This window comes from Streptococcus mitis, assembly GCF_000722705.1.
Taxonomy (GTDB): Bacteria; Bacillota; Bacilli; order Lactobacillales; family Streptococcaceae; genus Streptococcus; species Streptococcus mitis_P.
In genome coordinates this window covers 259,401-274,794 of sequence record NZ_JPFW01000008.1, presented here as the reverse complement: position 1 = coordinate 274,794, position 15,394 = coordinate 259,401, and the positions used below count along the sequence as shown (strand labels likewise).

Annotated in this window: 16 protein-coding genes and 2 riboswitches; of the genes, 14 read left to right on the top strand and 2 right to left on the bottom strand. The window is 41.4% G+C overall.

Annotated elements, in window-relative coordinates:
* Window positions 1-91: 91 nt before the first annotated feature.
* Window positions 92-180, top strand: a riboswitch (TPP riboswitch).
* Window positions 181-334: 154 nt separating this feature from the next.
* The 7 genes from SK642_RS06510 to thiE are packed head-to-tail and all read left to right on the top strand — an operon-like array spanning window position 335 to window position 5,591.
* A complete protein-coding gene (locus SK642_RS06510; RefSeq protein WP_000915275.1) occupies window positions 335-895 on the top strand; it encodes an ECF transporter S component in 561 nt (186 codons plus the stop codon).
* On the top strand, window positions 896-2,281 hold the full coding sequence (locus tag SK642_RS06505) for an ATP-binding cassette domain-containing protein (RefSeq protein ID WP_033683990.1): 1,386 nt from the start codon (window positions 896-898) through the stop codon (window positions 2,279-2,281). It abuts the gene before it with no gap.
* Window position 2,282: 1 nt separating this feature from the next.
* The gene (locus SK642_RS06500) at window positions 2,283-2,933 is read left to right on the top strand and encodes an energy-coupling factor transporter transmembrane component T (RefSeq protein WP_033683988.1); all 651 of its coding nucleotides are present in this window, start codon (window positions 2,283-2,285) and stop codon (window positions 2,931-2,933) included.
* A 10-nt stretch (window positions 2,934-2,943) separates the two neighbouring features.
* Window positions 2,944-3,633 carry a thiaminase II gene (gene tenA / locus SK642_RS06495; RefSeq protein ID WP_033683987.1) on the top strand — a complete coding sequence of 230 codons (690 nt, stop codon included), beginning with the start codon at window positions 2,944-2,946 and terminating at the stop codon, window positions 3,631-3,633.
* 5 nt (window positions 3,634-3,638) lie between these two features.
* A complete protein-coding gene (thiW, locus tag SK642_RS06490) occupies window positions 3,639-4,163 on the top strand; it encodes an energy coupling factor transporter S component ThiW (RefSeq protein WP_033683980.1) in 525 nt (174 codons plus the stop codon).
* Complete coding sequence (locus tag SK642_RS06485) at window positions 4,163-4,966, top strand: hydroxyethylthiazole kinase (RefSeq protein ID WP_033683978.1); 804 nt, start codon at window positions 4,163-4,165, stop codon at window positions 4,964-4,966. The genes thiW and SK642_RS06485 overlap by 1 nt, the downstream gene beginning before the upstream one ends.
* On the top strand, window positions 4,959-5,591 hold the full coding sequence (gene thiE / locus SK642_RS06480) for a thiamine phosphate synthase (protein WP_033683977.1): 633 nt from the start codon (window positions 4,959-4,961) through the stop codon (window positions 5,589-5,591). The genes SK642_RS06485 and thiE overlap by 8 nt, the downstream gene beginning before the upstream one ends.
* A gap of 45 nt (window positions 5,592-5,636) precedes the next feature.
* On the opposite strand, the gene thiD is transcribed toward thiE, so the two are convergent.
* The gene (thiD, locus tag SK642_RS06475) at window positions 5,637-6,428 is read right to left on the bottom strand and encodes a bifunctional hydroxymethylpyrimidine kinase/phosphomethylpyrimidine kinase (RefSeq protein WP_033683974.1); all 792 of its coding nucleotides are present in this window, start codon (window positions 6,426-6,428) and stop codon (window positions 5,637-5,639) included.
* A gap of 83 nt (window positions 6,429-6,511) precedes the next feature.
* A riboswitch (TPP riboswitch) is annotated at window positions 6,512-6,609 on the bottom strand.
* A gap of 183 nt (window positions 6,610-6,792) precedes the next feature.
* Between thiD and SK642_RS06470 the strand changes: the two genes are divergently transcribed.
* From SK642_RS06470 to manA, 7 genes are all read left to right on the top strand, one after another.
* Window positions 6,793-7,188, top strand: a complete 396-nt coding sequence (locus SK642_RS06470) for a CopY/TcrY family copper transport repressor (RefSeq protein WP_033683972.1) — start codon at window positions 6,793-6,795, stop codon at window positions 7,186-7,188.
* Between the two features lie 10 nt (window positions 7,189-7,198).
* On the top strand, window positions 7,199-7,570 hold the full coding sequence (locus SK642_RS06465) for a cupredoxin domain-containing protein (RefSeq protein WP_024057754.1): 372 nt from the start codon (window positions 7,199-7,201) through the stop codon (window positions 7,568-7,570).
* 9 nt (window positions 7,571-7,579) lie between these two features.
* A complete protein-coding gene (locus SK642_RS06460) occupies window positions 7,580-9,823 on the top strand; it encodes a heavy metal translocating P-type ATPase (RefSeq protein ID WP_033683970.1) in 2,244 nt (747 codons plus the stop codon).
* 362 nt (window positions 9,824-10,185) lie between these two features.
* Window positions 10,186-11,961: a pyruvate oxidase gene (gene spxB / locus SK642_RS06455; RefSeq protein WP_033683969.1), complete on the top strand. Its 1,776-nt coding sequence runs from the start codon at window positions 10,186-10,188 to the stop codon at window positions 11,959-11,961.
* 182 nt (window positions 11,962-12,143) lie between these two features.
* Window positions 12,144-12,299 (top strand): hypothetical protein, encoded by a 156-nt coding sequence (locus SK642_RS10760; protein WP_200872275.1) that lies wholly within the window; start codon window positions 12,144-12,146, stop codon window positions 12,297-12,299.
* Between the two features lie 43 nt (window positions 12,300-12,342).
* Window positions 12,343-12,690, top strand: a complete 348-nt coding sequence (locus SK642_RS06450; protein WP_033683968.1) for a VOC family protein — start codon at window positions 12,343-12,345, stop codon at window positions 12,688-12,690.
* Window positions 12,691-12,852: 162 nt separating this feature from the next.
* Window positions 12,853-13,797 (top strand): mannose-6-phosphate isomerase, class I, encoded by a 945-nt coding sequence (manA, locus tag SK642_RS06445; RefSeq protein WP_033683966.1) that lies wholly within the window; start codon window positions 12,853-12,855, stop codon window positions 13,795-13,797.
* A gap of 40 nt (window positions 13,798-13,837) precedes the next feature.
* Here the strand turns inward: manA and SK642_RS06440 are convergent, their stop codons facing one another.
* Window positions 13,838-15,178, bottom strand: a complete 1,341-nt coding sequence (locus tag SK642_RS06440; RefSeq protein ID WP_033683961.1) for a sodium-dependent transporter — start codon at window positions 15,176-15,178, stop codon at window positions 13,838-13,840.
* Window positions 15,179-15,394: the final 216 nt, after the last annotated feature.

Genomic DNA, 15,394 nt, shown 5'->3' with positions numbered 1-15,394 from the left:
TTTTACTACAATAGAACGGGCTAGCTTATTTCCAGTTCAATTTCTTGAACTGGAATAAATCGTCTGTTAAAATAATTATATAATTAAATAATAAAGGCATTTGGGGTGCTTTAGGCTGAGATTATACCCATTGAACCTGCTACAGTTAATACTGGCGAAGGGAAATGTGAATAGTTTTTTCTTGAGAAAGAAAAAAACATCTAATTTTGTAAGCTGAACTCTAATTCCTATCTGTAATTAGAGTTTTTTCTTTTACGAAACTGGATGAAGATGATACAAAGCATTTAGGTAAGTCTCCTTGAATGCCCCACTTTTCTTTAAAAAGGAGTTTTTTATGTTGAAAAAATGGCAGTTAAAAGATGTTATTTTACTTGCTTTCTTGTCTATCTTTTTTGGTGGCGTTTTTGTGGGTTCAGGTTATCTGTTTGATATCCTCACTCTGATTTTAGCCCCTCTTGGTTTACAGGCCTTTGCCAATGAAATCCTCTTTGGTCTCTGGTGTATGGCTGCCCCTATTGCTGCTATCTTTGTTCCAAGAGTGGGAAGTGCAACGATTGGAGAAGTGCTAGCTGCGCTTGCTGAAGTCCTTTATGGTAGCCAATTCGGTCTAGGTGCCCTTTTGTCTGGATTGGTTCAAGGTTTGGGAAGTGAACTTGGTTTTATCGTAACCAAGAATCGCTATGAAAGTTGGCTCTCTCTAACTGCCAATAGTATTGGGATTACGCTTGTTAGCTTTGTCTATGAATACATTAAGTTAGGTTACTACGCCTTCTCCCTTCCTTTTGTCCTTTCCTTGCTTGTAGTACGTTTTATTTCCGTCTTTTTCTTCTGTACCATCTTGGTTCGTGCTATTGTCAAACTCTATCATCAGTTTGCAGCTGGGGGCAAGGCATAGATGGGGCTGGAACTACGAGCTATTCAGTCCCCAATCTTCTCTGAGCCACTTGATTTTACTTTTCATGCGCAAGCCTTTACCTTGTTAGTTGGGAGTAGTGGTTCAGGAAAATCCAGCCTCTTTCAAATGATTGCCCAAGTCAGTTCTCTTCCCTATAGCGGTCAAGTCCTGATAAATGGGAGCGAGGTCAGTCAGCTTTCTATCATCGAACGTGTCCAGATGGTTGGTATTCTCTTTCAAAATCCCAATCATCAATTTACCATGGAGAACTTGTTTGAGGAGCTGATTTTTACCTTGGAAAATATTGGGCATCCCGTTCAGGAAATTGATTCTAAAATAGCAGAGGTGGTCCAGCAATGTCGCTGCAAGGCGATTTTGCACCGTCCCATCCATCACTTATCAGGTGGAGAAAAGCAAAAGGCTGCTTTGGCTGTTCTCTTTGCTATGAATCCTAGGGTCTATCTCTTGGATGAGCCTTTTGCTTCCATTGACCGCAAGAGCAGGTTAGAGATATTGGAGATTCTAAAAGAATTGGTCTCTGATGGGAAGACAGTTATTTTGTGCGACCATGATTTATCAGACTATGAAGTCTATATCGACCATATGGTTGAGTTAAGAGACGGACAACTAAGGGAAGTGTTTCAAATTCCTACCTCTGAGACGACACAGGTTGCTTCAAAGGAAGTTGCTTCTAGCTCAGAACTATTTCATATGGACCGTATGACTTGTGAGCTGGGGAATCGCTCCCTCTTTTCGATTGCTGATTTTACATTCTACCAAGGAATTTCCTGTATCCTGGGTGACAATGGTGTTGGGAAATCAACCCTCTTTCGCTCCATTCTTCAATTTCAAAAGTATAAGGGGCGCATTACTTGGAAGGGGACAGTTCTGAAAAAGAAAAAGAGTTTGTACCGTGACCTGACGGGTGTTGTTCAGGAAGCTGAGAAGCAGTTTATCCGAGTTAGTTTGCGAGAGGAACTTCAATTAGATAGCTCAGATTCTGAAAGAAATCAGCGAATTCTTCAAGCTTTACGATATTTTGATTTGGAGCAGGCACTCGATAAGAGTCCTTATCAATTAAGTGGTGGCCAGCAAAAGATTCTTCAGCTCTTGACCATCTTGACCAGCAAGGCTTCTGTGATTTTACTAGATGAACCTTTTGCTGGTTTGGATGATAGAGCCTGCCATTATTTTTGTCAGTGGATTGTGGAGGACAGAAATCAAGGAAGAAGTTTTCTGATCATTAGCCATCGTTTGGATCCCTTGATCTCTGTGGTTGATTATTGGATTGAGATGACTAGTCAGGGTCTCAGTCATGTGAAAGAAGTGACAATTACCAAACCACTCACATCTCAGAGTATCAATACCCAAGGGGAGGTGAGATAGTATGGTCAAAGTAGCAACCCAGATACCGATTATCAGTCTCTTCTTGCTAATTTTATCGCTGGAAACATCTTTCATTCCTTCGATTGCTCTGAATCTTTCGGTAGTCACATTTTGCATTCTCTTTATGCTCTATTACCGTCGATTTAAAGTATTGGCGTGGATGATTCTACTTGCCATTTTGCCATCTTTGGCCAACTATTGGGCCGTTCAGTTACATGGGGATGTTTCGCAGGCAGTCATGCTTGGAACGAGGGCCTTTGTGACCGTTTGTATTGGACTTGTCTTTGTTTCCAGCATTTCCCTAAAAGAGCTTCTCTTGTACTTGGCTCAAAAGGGGTTATCACGCTCTTGGGCCTATGCCTTGATTGTGGTATTCAATTCCTTCCCCCTTATTCAGCAAGAAATCAAGTCTCTCAAGGAAGCTTGCTTATTACGTGGTCAAGAACTACACTTTTGGTCGCCCTTGATTTACAGCAAGGTTCTGATGACAGTCTTTAGGTGGCGCCATCTTTACTTGAGAGCCCTGTCGGCGCATGGATATGACGAACATGCACAGGTGGAGAATCGCTATCGGACTTTTTATATTCCTAAAAAAACAAAATTAATCTACCTGCTTTTCTTTTTATTGCTTCAAACCAGTTTATTTTTATAAAGGAGTTATTATGGAATTTACAGATATTGCGATGGAATTATCCAAGGAAGCTTGGCAGGCCTCATTTCATCACCCCTTTGTTTTACAGTTACAAGAGGGAAATTTAGACCCGTCCATTTTCCGTTACTACTTGATACAGGATGCATATTACTTAAATGCTTTTTCAAAAGCCTATGATATCTTGGCTGAAAAAACTTCAAACCCAGAGATGAAGAGACTTTTGAAACAAAATGCTCAGAGTTTAGTAGAAGGGGAATTATTTATCCGCCAACAATTTTTTAAGGAATTGGAAATCAGCGATCAGGAAATGGAGCAACATCCAATCGCTCCAACCTGCTATCATTATATCTCTCATATTTATCGGCAATTTGCAGAGTCGAACTTAGCCATTGCTTTTGCAAGTTTGCTGCCTTGTCCTTGGTTATACCATGATATAGGCAAATCACTTAATCTTAAACCATCACCAAATCCTCTCTACCAACAATGGATTGAAACTTATATTACGGATGAGTTGGAGCAGCAAATCAGAGAGGAAGGGGCTTTGGTCAATCAACTCTATAGAGAAAGTGACGAGACAGACAAGAAAAAAATGCTAGATGCCTTCCACATCAGTGTTCATATGGAAGCCAAGTTTTGGGAAATGGCCTACCAACACCAAACCTGGAAGAGCGATTTACAGTCTTTAGAAAAAGGAGAATAATAAACATGAGAAAGCACCAATTACAAATTCACAAATTAACCATTTTATCCATGATGATTGCCCTTGATGTAGTCCTTACTCCTATCTTTCGGATTGAGGGAATGGCACCGATGTCCAGTGTAGTCAATATTCTAGCAGGAATCATGATGGGACCTGTGTATGCCTTGGCTATGGCTACAGTCACAGCCTTTATCCGTATGACGACTCAAGGTATTCCGCCTTTAGCTCTCACAGGAGCGACTTTTGGAGCCCTCCTTGCAGGTCTCTTTTATAAGTATGGTCGAAAATTTCACTATTCTGCCCTAGGAGAAATCTTGGGAACAGGTATTATTGGTTCTATTGTTTCCTATCCTGTTATGGTACTCTTTACAGGATCGGCTGCTAAGCTTAGCTGGTTTATCTACACTCCTCGATTTTTCGGAGCAACCTTGATTGGTACGGCGATTTCCTTTATTGCCTTTCGATTTTTAATCAAGCAGGAATTCTTTAAAAAAGTGCAGGGATATTTCTTGGATGAAAGGATAAACTGATGCAGGAATTGACAAATCCTTTCCCTCTGGTAGCAAGTTCCTTGATTCACTGCATCACCAATGAGATTTCTTGTGAGATGCTGGCCAATGGCATTTTGGCGCTGGGATGCAAACCTGTCATGGCAGATGATCCCCGTGAGGTTCTTGATTTTACTAAGCAAAGTCAGGCCCTCTTCATCAATTTGGGGCATTTGTCTGCTGAGAAGGAAAAATCAATCCGTAGGGCAGCTTCTTATGCAGCTCAAGTTTCTCTTCCAATGGTAGTAGATGCGGTTGGTGTATCAGCTTCATCCATTCGTAAGAGCTTAGTTAAAGACCTTTTAGACTATAGACCTACGGTCCTTAAAGGAAACATGTCGGAAATCCGAAGTCTTGTTGGTTTAAAACACCACGGAGTTGGGGTCGATGCGAGTTCTAAAGATCAAGAAACTGAGGATTTACTTCAAGTCTTGAAAGACTGGTGTCAGACCTATCCAGGTATGTCATTCTTAGTTACTGGCCCCAAGGACCTCGTCGTTTCAGTAAATCAAGTTGCTATATTGGGAAATGGCTGTGCAGAATTAGACTGGATAACAGGGACGGGAGACTTAGTTGGAGCCTTGACAGCCGTTTTTCTCAGCCAAGGAAAGACTGGCTTTGAAGCTTCATGCTTAGCGGTTTCTTATCTCAATATCTCTGCTGAGAGAATTCTTGTTCAAGGAATGGGATTGGAAGAATTTCGTTACCAAGTACTCAATCAGCTTTCACTCCTCAAAAGAGATGAAAACTGGCTAGATGCTATCAAAGGAGATATTTATGAATAGAGAAGCACTTAGACTATATCTGGTAACCAATCGCTACCAAGATTCCTTGGAAAACTTTCTTGAAAAGATTGAGACAGCCTGCCGTTCAGGGGTTACCATAGTCCAATTACGAGAAAAAAATATCACCACCAATCAATATTATCAACTGGCAAAAGAAGTCAAGGAAATAACAGATGCCTATCAGGTACCCTTGATCATCGATGATCGTTTGGATGTTTGTCTTGCAGTCGATGCTGCAGGTCTGCATATCGGAGACGATGAGCTACCAGTTTCGGTTGCCCGACAAGTCTTGGGCTCTGACAAAATACTTGGGGTCACAGCTAAAACAGTTAAAAGAGCCCTTGAGGCAGAAGAATCAGGTGCAGATTACTTGGGGACAGGAGCCATTTTCCCGACTACGACCAAGGAAAATGCGCCTATCACCCTAATTTCAACCTTGAAAATCATTTGCCAAAGGGTCGCCATTCCAGTAGTTGCTATTGGCGGCTTGACATCAGAGAATATTGCCCAACTTATTGGTACTGGCATAGCTGGTGTAGCAGTGGTGCGTGATTTGATGCAGGCTGAAGATATAGAGACAAAAACGCAAGCTTTTTTAACAAAGCTAGATGACATTATTTCCTAATCAAAAACTCTCTAATTCCCTTAAAGTAGGAACTAGAGAGTTTTTTTAATCTTTAAAGCTTGTATGGTTGACTGGACCAGAACCATGACCGAGTTGAGGGGCGTCTTGAATGGCTTTTGTGATAAAGGCCTTGGCCTTATCGACTGCCTGGTAAAGACTTTTGCCTTTGGCTAGTTCAGCCGTAATCACTGCAGCAAAGGTACATCCAGTACCATGGGTGTGACAGGTTTGAATTCGTGGCCTTTCCCAGACAAATTGATCATCCTTGGTAAAGAGGAAGTCTTTGGCACCGCCTTCGAGATGCCCACCTTTGATGACAACAGACTGAGGACCAAATTCTTTTAAAATCAGGCGACCAGCACGTTGCATGTCTTCGGGATCATGGATTGAAAAACCAACAATTTCTTCTGCCTCAGGAAGATTCGGTGTAATAATAGTTGCAAGGGGAAGTAGGTTTGTTTTTAGGTAGTCTCTGGCACTGGTATCAATCAGGGTATCACCGCTTGTTGCGACCATAACAGGGTCAAGGACGTAGGGACAATCCAGCTTTTTAAGATAGGGTTGGATGATTTCCATGATTTCAGTAGTTGCCAACATCCCAGTTTTTACAGCCTGAGGTTTGATATCCGAAAAGACACTATCCAATTGGGCTTTCAACATTTGAGGAGAAACGTGTTCGATTAGCTGAACACCTCTGGTATTTTGAGCGACAAGACTGGTCACAACGGCCATTCCATAGACATCTCTAGCTTGGAACGACTTTAAGTCAGCCATAATGCCAGCACCACCACTAGGGTCAGTCCCTGCAATGGTCAAAGCAACGGGTAAATAAGTCATCTAAAACCTCCCAACCAACTGAAGTTTGTATTCTTAAGAACAAGCTAGTCTGTTTTAGAAAGGCAATAGAAGACTGCTAGTCTCCATTATCATTTCCACTTCCATCAGCTAGCATTACCTAGATTGAGTCAAAGGGTCTAACAGTCGTTAATCTCAGCTTTACGCACCCCTAGTGGTTGTTTTCTTTTTTCTCTAGTATAGCATATTTTTATAGTTTATATAGTAAGATTTGACTGAAAATCCTTTATCATATGGTTAAAATTCAATTTTTTGAAAAAATAATAAAAACAATAGTTGACAAATGTAGATTTTGGGAGTATACTGATAATTGTAATTGACAAATGTAGATTTCGGAGGTGTGATTATGCAGATTTCAGATGCAGAATGGCAGGTCATGAAGATTATTTGGATGCAGGGGGAACAGACCAGTACGGATTTGATCAGGATTCTGGCGGAGCGGTTCGACTGGTCCAAGTCAACCATTCAAACTCTTTTGGCTCGTCTGGTTGAGAAAGAGTGTCTGACGAGGAAAAAAGAAGGCAAGTTCTTTGTCTATTCAGCCCTTTTAACTTTGGACCAAAGTCGGGATTTACTTGTCCAAGATATAAAGGACAAGGTTTGTTCTCGTAGGATTAAGAACTTGTTGGCTGATTTGATTACTGAATGTGATTTTACTCAGGCTGACTTGAAAGACTTGGAAACTGTGATTTCTGAGAAGAAATCAAACGCTGTAACAGAAGTAAAATGTAATTGTATGTAAAGGAGACGTCATGTTGAATATTATTGTAACCATTATTTGTATTGCCCTTATTGCCTTTATCTTGTTTTGGTTTTTCAAAAAGCCTGAAAAATCTGGACAAAAGGCCCAGCAAAAAAAGGGCTATCAAGAGATTCGAGTGGAGGTCATGGGGGGCTATACGCCTGAGTTGATTATCCTCAAGAAATCAGTGCCAGCCCGCATTGTCTTTGACCGTAAGGACCCTTCACCCTGTCTGGACCAAATTGTTTTTCCAGATTTTGGTGTACATGCGGACCTGCCTATGGGGGAAGAGTATGTAGTGGAAATCACGCCTGAGCAGGCTGGAGAGTATGGTTTCTCTTGTGGCATGAATATGATGCACGGCAAGATGATTGTAGAATAGGAGAATGATATGACTGAAATTATAAAAGCAAATCTTGAAAATGGTGTTCAAAAAATCCGTATCACGGCAGACAAAGGCTACCATCCAGCCCACATTCAACTGCAAAAAGGAGTTCCTGCTGAGATCACCTTTCACCGTGTGACATCTTCAAACTGTTATAAGGAAATTCTTTTTGAAGAAGAAGGAATCTTGGAACCAATCGGCGTAGATGAGGAGAAAGTCATTCGTTTTACACCTCAAGAATTAGGTCAACATGAATTTTCTTGTGGCATGAAGATGCAAAAGGGAAGTTATACCGTAGTTGAGAAGACTCGAAAATCTCTATCACTTTTACAGCGTTTTTGGATTACTAGTATCTTTACTGTGCCTCTTGTGATTCTCATGATTGGGATGTCGACAGGTAGCATTAGTCACCAAGTCCTGCGTTGGGGAACCTTTTTAGCCACAACACCGATTATGCTAGTAGCAGGTGGTCCTTATATCCAAAGTGCTTGGGCTAGTTTTAAAAAGCACAATGCCAACATGGATACCTTGGTTGCTCTGGGAACCCTAGTGGCCTATTTCTATAGCTTAGTTGCCCTCTTCGCTGGTCTCCCCGTTTACTTTGAAAGTGCTGCATTTATCTTCTTCTTCGTTCTTATGGGAGCCGTTTTTGAGGAGAAAATGCGGAAAAATACTTCCCAAGCTGTGGAGAAATTACTTGACTTGCAGGCTAAAACTGCAGAAGTCTTGCGTGAGGATAACTATGTTCAAGTCCCCTTGGACCAAGTCAAGGTAGGTGACCTGATTCGAGTGCGTCCCGGTGAAAAGATTGCGGTTGATGGGGTCGTAGTAGAAGGTATCTCTAGTATTGATGAGTCTATGGTGACAGGTGAGAGTCTGCCTGTGGACAAGACAGTTGGAGATACCGTTATTGGTTCAACCATCAATAATAGTGGAACACTTGTTTTTAGAGCAGAAAAAGTTGGTTCAGAGACTGTTTTGGCTCAGATTGTGGATTTTGTGAAGAAAGCTCAGACAAGTCGTGCGCCGATTCAGGACTTGACGGATAAAATTTCAGGGATTTTTGTCCCAGCAGTTGTCATTTTAGGGATTGTGACCTTTTGGGTTTGGTTCGTCTTGCTCAGGGATAGTGTAGTTGTGCTTGGAGCGAGCTTTGTGTCTTCGCTTCTCTATGGAGTGGCGGTGTTGATTATCGCCTGCCCTTGTGCATTGGGACTTGCAACACCGACAGCCCTTATGGTGGGGACAGGTCGCAGTGCCAAGATGGGAGTTCTCCTCAAAAATGGAACGGTTCTACAGGAAATCCAGAAAGTCCAAACCATTGTCTTTGATAAAACAGGGACTTTGACTGAAGGGAAACCTGTGGTCACAGATATCATCGGCGACGAAGTAGAAGTGCTTGGATTGGCAGCTTCCTTGGAAGAAGCTTCTCAACACCCACTGGCTGAAGCCGTTGTGAAACGAGCGAGTGAAGCTGGACTTGAGTTTCAAACTGTTGAAAATTTCCAAGCCTTGCACGGAAAAGGTGTCTCAGGGCAAATCAATGGAAAACAAGTTTTGCTTGGAAATGCTAAAATGCTGGATGGCATGAACATTTCTAGCACTTATCAAGAAAAACTAGAAGAACTGGAAAAAGAAGCTAAGACAGTTGTGTTCTTGGCTGTCGATAATGAAATCAAAGGCTTGCTTGCTTTGCAAGATATTCCCAAGGAAAATGCTAAGCTTGCCATCAGTCAGTTAAAAAAACGAGGTCTTAAAACAGTCATGCTGACAGGAGACAATGCAGGTGTGGCGCGTGCTATTGCCGATCAGATCGGAATCGAAGAGGTCATTGCAGGTGTCTTGCCAGAAGAAAAAGCCCATGAAATCCATAAACTACAATCAGCTGGAAAAGTAGCCTTTGTTGGTGATGGTATCAATGATGCTCCTGCCCTCAGTGTAGCAGATGTGGGAATTGCTATGGGAGCTGGAACAGATATTGCCATCGAGTCAGCAGATTTGGTGTTGACAACTAATAACCTCCTAGGAGTGGTTCGTGCCTTTGACATGAGTAAGAAAACCTTTAATCGAATTCTGCTCAATCTTTTCTGGGCCTTTATCTACAATGTCGCCGGAATTCCGATAGCAGCAGGACTCTTTTCAGGTGTTGGACTGGCTCTCAACCCAGAACTGGCAGGTCTAGCCATGGCCTTTAGTTCTGTATCTGTTCTGACTAGTTCGCTTCTGTTGAACTTTAGTAAAATAGATTAAAAGCGGGCTTGCTCGCTTTTTATACTCTTCGAAAATCAAATTCAAACCACGTCAACGTCTCCTTGCCGTAGATATATGTAACTGACTCCGTCAGTTCTATCCACAACCTCAAAACAGTGTTTTGAGCAACCTGCGGCTAGTTTCCTAGTTTGCTCTTTAATTTTCATTGAGTATTATAAAACAGAATCTAAAACCGTTTTCAAACTGTACTGTAATAGAGAATAGAAACTTCTGAGCAGATTCTTAGAAAAGTCGAACGAAATGTGATAAATTAGTAGAGTAAAAATTTACTGAAACGTTTTCAAAAATTATATGAAACCTTTTTTAGTAGATTTAAAAATATTTGAAGGAGAGTTATCATTATGACTCAAGGGAAAATTACTGCATCTGCAGCAATGCTTAATGTATTGAAAACATGGGGCGTAGACACAATCTACGGTATCCCATCAGGAACACTCAGCTCATTGATGGACGCTTTGGCTGAAGACAAAGATATCCGCTTCTTGCAAGTTCGCCACGAAGAAACAGGTGCTCTTGCAGCGGTTATGCAAGCTAAATTTGGTGGCTCAATTGGGGTTGCAGTTGGTTCAGGTGGTCCAGGTGCGACTCACTTGATTAACGGTGTTTACGATGCAGCTATGGATAACACTCCATTCCTAGCAATCCTTGGATCACGTCCAGTTAACGAATTGAACATGGATGCTTTCCAAGAATTGAACCAAAACCCAATGTACAACGGTATCGCTGTATACAACAAACGTGTAGCTTACGCTGAGCAATTGCCAAAAGTAATCGACGAAGCTTGCCGTGCTGCAGTTTCTAAAAAAGGTCCAGCTGTTGTTGAAATCCCAGTAAACTTCGGTTTCCAAGAAATCGACGAAAACTCATACTACGGTTCAGGTTCATACGAGCGTTCATTCATCGCTCCTGCTTTGAACGAAGTTGAAATCAACAAAGCTGTTGAAATCTTGAACAATGCTGAACGTCCAGTTATCTATGCTGGTTACGGTGGTGTTAAAGCTGGTGAAGTGATTACTGAATTGTCACGTAAAATCAAAGCACCAATCATCACAACTGGTAAAAACTTTGAAGCCTTTGAATGGAACTATGAAGGTTTGACAGGTTCTGCTTACCGTGTTGGTTGGAAACCAGCCAACGAAGTGGTCTTTGAAGCAGACACAGTTCTTTTCCTTGGTTCAAACTTCCCATTTGCTGAAGTTTACGAAGCATTCAAGAACACTGAAAAATTCATCCAAGTCGATATCGACCCTTACAAACTTGGTAAACGTCATGCCCTTGACGCTTCAATCCTTGGTGACGCAGGTCAAGCAGCTAAAGCTATCCTTGACAAAGTAAACCCAGTTGAATCTACTCCATGGTGGCGTGCAAACGTTAAGAATAACCAAAACTGGCGTGATTACATGAACAAACTCGAAGGTAAAACTGAGGGTGAATTGCAATTGTACCAAGTTTACAATGCAATCAACAAACATGCTGATCAAGACGCTATCTACTCAATCGACGTAGGTGACACTACTCAAACATCTACTCGTCACCTTCACATGACACCTAAGAACATGTGGCGTACATCTCCACTCTTTGCGACAATGGGTATTGCCCTTCCTGGTGGTATCGCTGCTAAGAAAGACAATCCAGATCGCCAAGTATGGAACATCATGGGTGATGGAGCATTCAACATGTGCTACCCAGACGTTATCACAAACGTTCAATACGATCTTCCAGTTATCAACGTTGTCTTCTCAAATGATAAATATGCCTTCATCAAGGACAAATACGAAGACACAAACAAACACTTGTTTGGTTGTGACTTCACAAACGCTGACTACGCTAAAATTGCTGAAGCTCAAGGAGCTGTTGGATTTACAGTAAACCGTATCGAAGATATCGATGCAGTTGTTGCAGAAGCTGTTAAATTGAACAAAGAAGGTAAAACTGTTGTTATCGATGCTCGCATCACTCAACACCGTCCACTTCCAGTAGAAGTACTTGAATTGGATCCAAAACTTCACTCAGAAGAAGCAATCAAAGCCTTCAAGGAAAAATACGAAGCAGAAGAACTCGTACCATTCCGTCTCTTCTTGGAAGAAGAAGGTTTGCAATCACGCGTAATTAAATAATTCCTTCGTGGAACTTAAAAAGATCGGAGCAATCCGATCTTTTTATATAAATAGTTGACAGCGTTTTCTCAAAATCTTATAATAAAAATATAACAGCAGAAAATAAAACTGATATGAAAAGGAGAAAGATTTTTTAAATAGCTGTAGTAAGTGGATTTTCTTATTTCGTTAGGAGGAAAGAGATGCAAAAAAAGGATGTTTATCTAATCTGTATGACCATGATTATCTGTTCAATTATTATAGGACTGATTATAGGAAGTTTTATTTTGCATGGTCTTGAAGATATTGCAGCAATTATTAATCACGGCTTGCTGACAATCAATCAGTCTATCCATTGATTGACAAGTGCTATTCATTTTTACATTTTATGGAGGATAGTAAATGAATTTAAATCAATTAGATATTATCGTTTCAGATGTTTCTCAAGTCTGTGCTGACTTGGAGCGTATTTTGGATAAAAAGTCAGATTATGTTGATGATGGTTTTGCTCAGTTCACGATTGGCAGTCACTGTCTGATGCTGTCCCAAAATCATTTGGTTCCTTTGGAAAACTTTCAGTCAGGCATCATTCTTCATATCGAGGTTGAGGATGTAGACCAGAATTACCAACGGTTGAAAGAACTTGGTATCCAGGTTTTAAACGGACCAACTGTAACCGATTGGGGAACAGAGTCCTTATTAGTTAAAGGCCCTGCTGGTCTAGTGATTGATTTTTATCGTATGAAATAGGGCATAGTAGACTTTGATCGCCAACAAAAGTTATAGCATAAGAAGGGATTTGTTCACTATTTTTATAAAATTTTCTCCCTACTTTATAAGATATTAAAAAGAGTTCAATTCGAACTCTTTTTTTGCTATAATGAGGGGAGAAAAATCAGATAGGAGATCAACATGTCAGAACCATTATTTTTACAATCAGTTATGCAAGAAAGAATCTGGGGTGGTAGCAAGCTACGTGATGAGTTTGGCTACGACATCCCAAGTGAAAAAATCGGAGAATACTGGGCCATCTCAGCCCATCCAAATGGTGTCTCTAAAGTTGTAAATGGTCGCTACGAGGGAACAGACCTAGCTACTTTGTATGCGGAACACCGTGAATTGTTCGGCAACCGTTCTGAGCCTGTATTTCCGCTGTTGACTAAGATTCTGGATGCCAACGACTGGCTCAGTGTTCAAGTTCATCCAGACGATGCTTATGGACTAGAGCATGAAGGCGAACTCGGAAAAACAGAGTGCTGGTACATTATCGCAGCGGATGAAGGTTCTGAGATTATCTATGGCCACAATGCTAAATCCAAAGAAGAACTCCGCCAGCAAATCGAGGACAAGAACTGGGATGCCTTGCTGACAAAAGTACCTGTTAAGGCTGGAGATTTCTTCTATGTACCAAGTGGCACCATGCATGCTATTGGGGCTGGCATCTTGATTCTTGAAACCCAGCAGTCTAGCGATACAACTTACCGTGTCTATGACTTTGACCGCAAGGATGACAAGGGCAACTTGCGTGAACTTCACCTTGAAAAATCTATCGATGTTCTGAATATTGGCGAGCCTGCCAATAGCCGTCCTGTGACTGTCAAAGCAGATGATTTACGCTCAACTTTACTTGTCTCTAATGATTTCTTTGCAGTTTACAAGTGGGAAATTACTGGAAAAGTTGACTTCGAAAAGACAGCTGACTATAGCCTGTTCAGCGTCTTAGCTGGCCAAGGTCAACTGACTGTTGATGGGGAAAATTATCCAATCCAAAAAGGTAGCCACTTTATCCTACCAAGTGATGTTGAAGTTTGGACCCTAGAAGGGCAAGGTCTGGAATTGATTGTTAGTCATCCATAAAAAAGAAAGGGCCTGAGTTCACTACTCAAGTCCTTTTTGACTACATAAATTGGGCGATAAAGACCACGATGATGATGATGGGAATGACGAAACGAAGAAGGAAGAGCCAGACTTGGAAAAGTCCTTGTTTCCATGCTCTTTCATCAAGATGGAGTTCCTCCATAGCAAGAGCTTTTTTGAAGATGTAGCCTGTAAAGAGTGAAAGGCAGAGAGCTCCAAATGGCATGAGGAGATTAGAAACCAAGAAGTCCATAGCGTCAAAGAAGGTCTTCCCCAAAATGTGAACATCAGCAATAATACCGTAGGAAAGAGCAGATGGGATTCCAAAAATGAAGGTGAGCATTCCTAGAATTACACTCCATTTAGCACGTTTGCTGTTATCCTGATCAGTGATATTACCCACATTGATTTCCAACATAACAACTGAAGAAGTGACCGTTGCAAAGATGAACAGTAGGAGGAAGAGGATGTAGAAGATAACTCCAAATGGCATCTTATCAAAAAGTTGTGGTAAAACGATGAAGAGAAGACTTGGGCCACCTTCAGACTGGAGATTAAAGGCTGACATAGCTGGAAAAATGGCTAGACCTGCCATAATAGAGACCGAGATGTTCATAGCTACGATAGAAATACCGGATTGGACCAGATTGGTTTTCTTATCGAGATAAGAAGCATAGGTTAGCATGGCAGTTACTCCTAGAGAAAGGGCAAAGAAAGATTGGCCCAAAGCATAGAGGAGACCAGCGCTAGTCAATTTTGAAAAGTCAGGTTTGAGGAAGTATAGAACCCCTTCCATGGCATTTGGCAAACTGAGAGAGCGCCCGATGATGACGACAAAGATAATAAAGAGCAGGGGCATCATAACCTTAGAAGCTCTTTCAATCCCTTTCTGAACACCTCGTGATACAATGAAGATATTCAATAGGATAAAGGCTGCTTGAGCTCCTAGGGCAATGGCTGGATTTGAAATGATTGAAGTAAATAACTGAGCATAATCATCCGTTCCGCCAAGTTGGAACAATTTCCCAAACTCAATACCCAGATAAACCAGAATCCATCCCCCGATAACACTGTAGAAAGATAAGAGGATAAAGAGGGCAAATGCACCAATCCAACCGATAAAGTTGTACTTACTATTCTTGCCTAGTTTTCCAAAGGTTTTAATCCCAGAGACGCCAGCACTACGGCCTAGGGCAAATTCAGCCAGTAAAAGAGGGAAACCGATTAGAATAGTGGAAATGAGAAAGACTAATAAAAAGCCTCCTCCACCGTTAGCAGCAGTCATGTAGGGGAATTTCCAAACGGCACCAAGTCCGATGGCTGAACCAGCAGATGCTAGGATAAAGCCCAGTTTAGAACCCCATTGCGATTTTTCAGACATAGTTAAACTCCTAAAATTAGTGTTACAAAAGAAAAAGCTACTGCCCTTGGCAAATAGCCTTATCAGTACTCAAGATGAGCTTTTCTTTTGATTGATAGACTTGACTATCCTATCATGTTTTCTAAGGTCTGTCAAGAAAACCATTTTCAAGTTTTCACACTTTCTCAAAAATTTTAAAAAATCTCACAAAAACGCTTGACTCTGACCTAAGGGGAG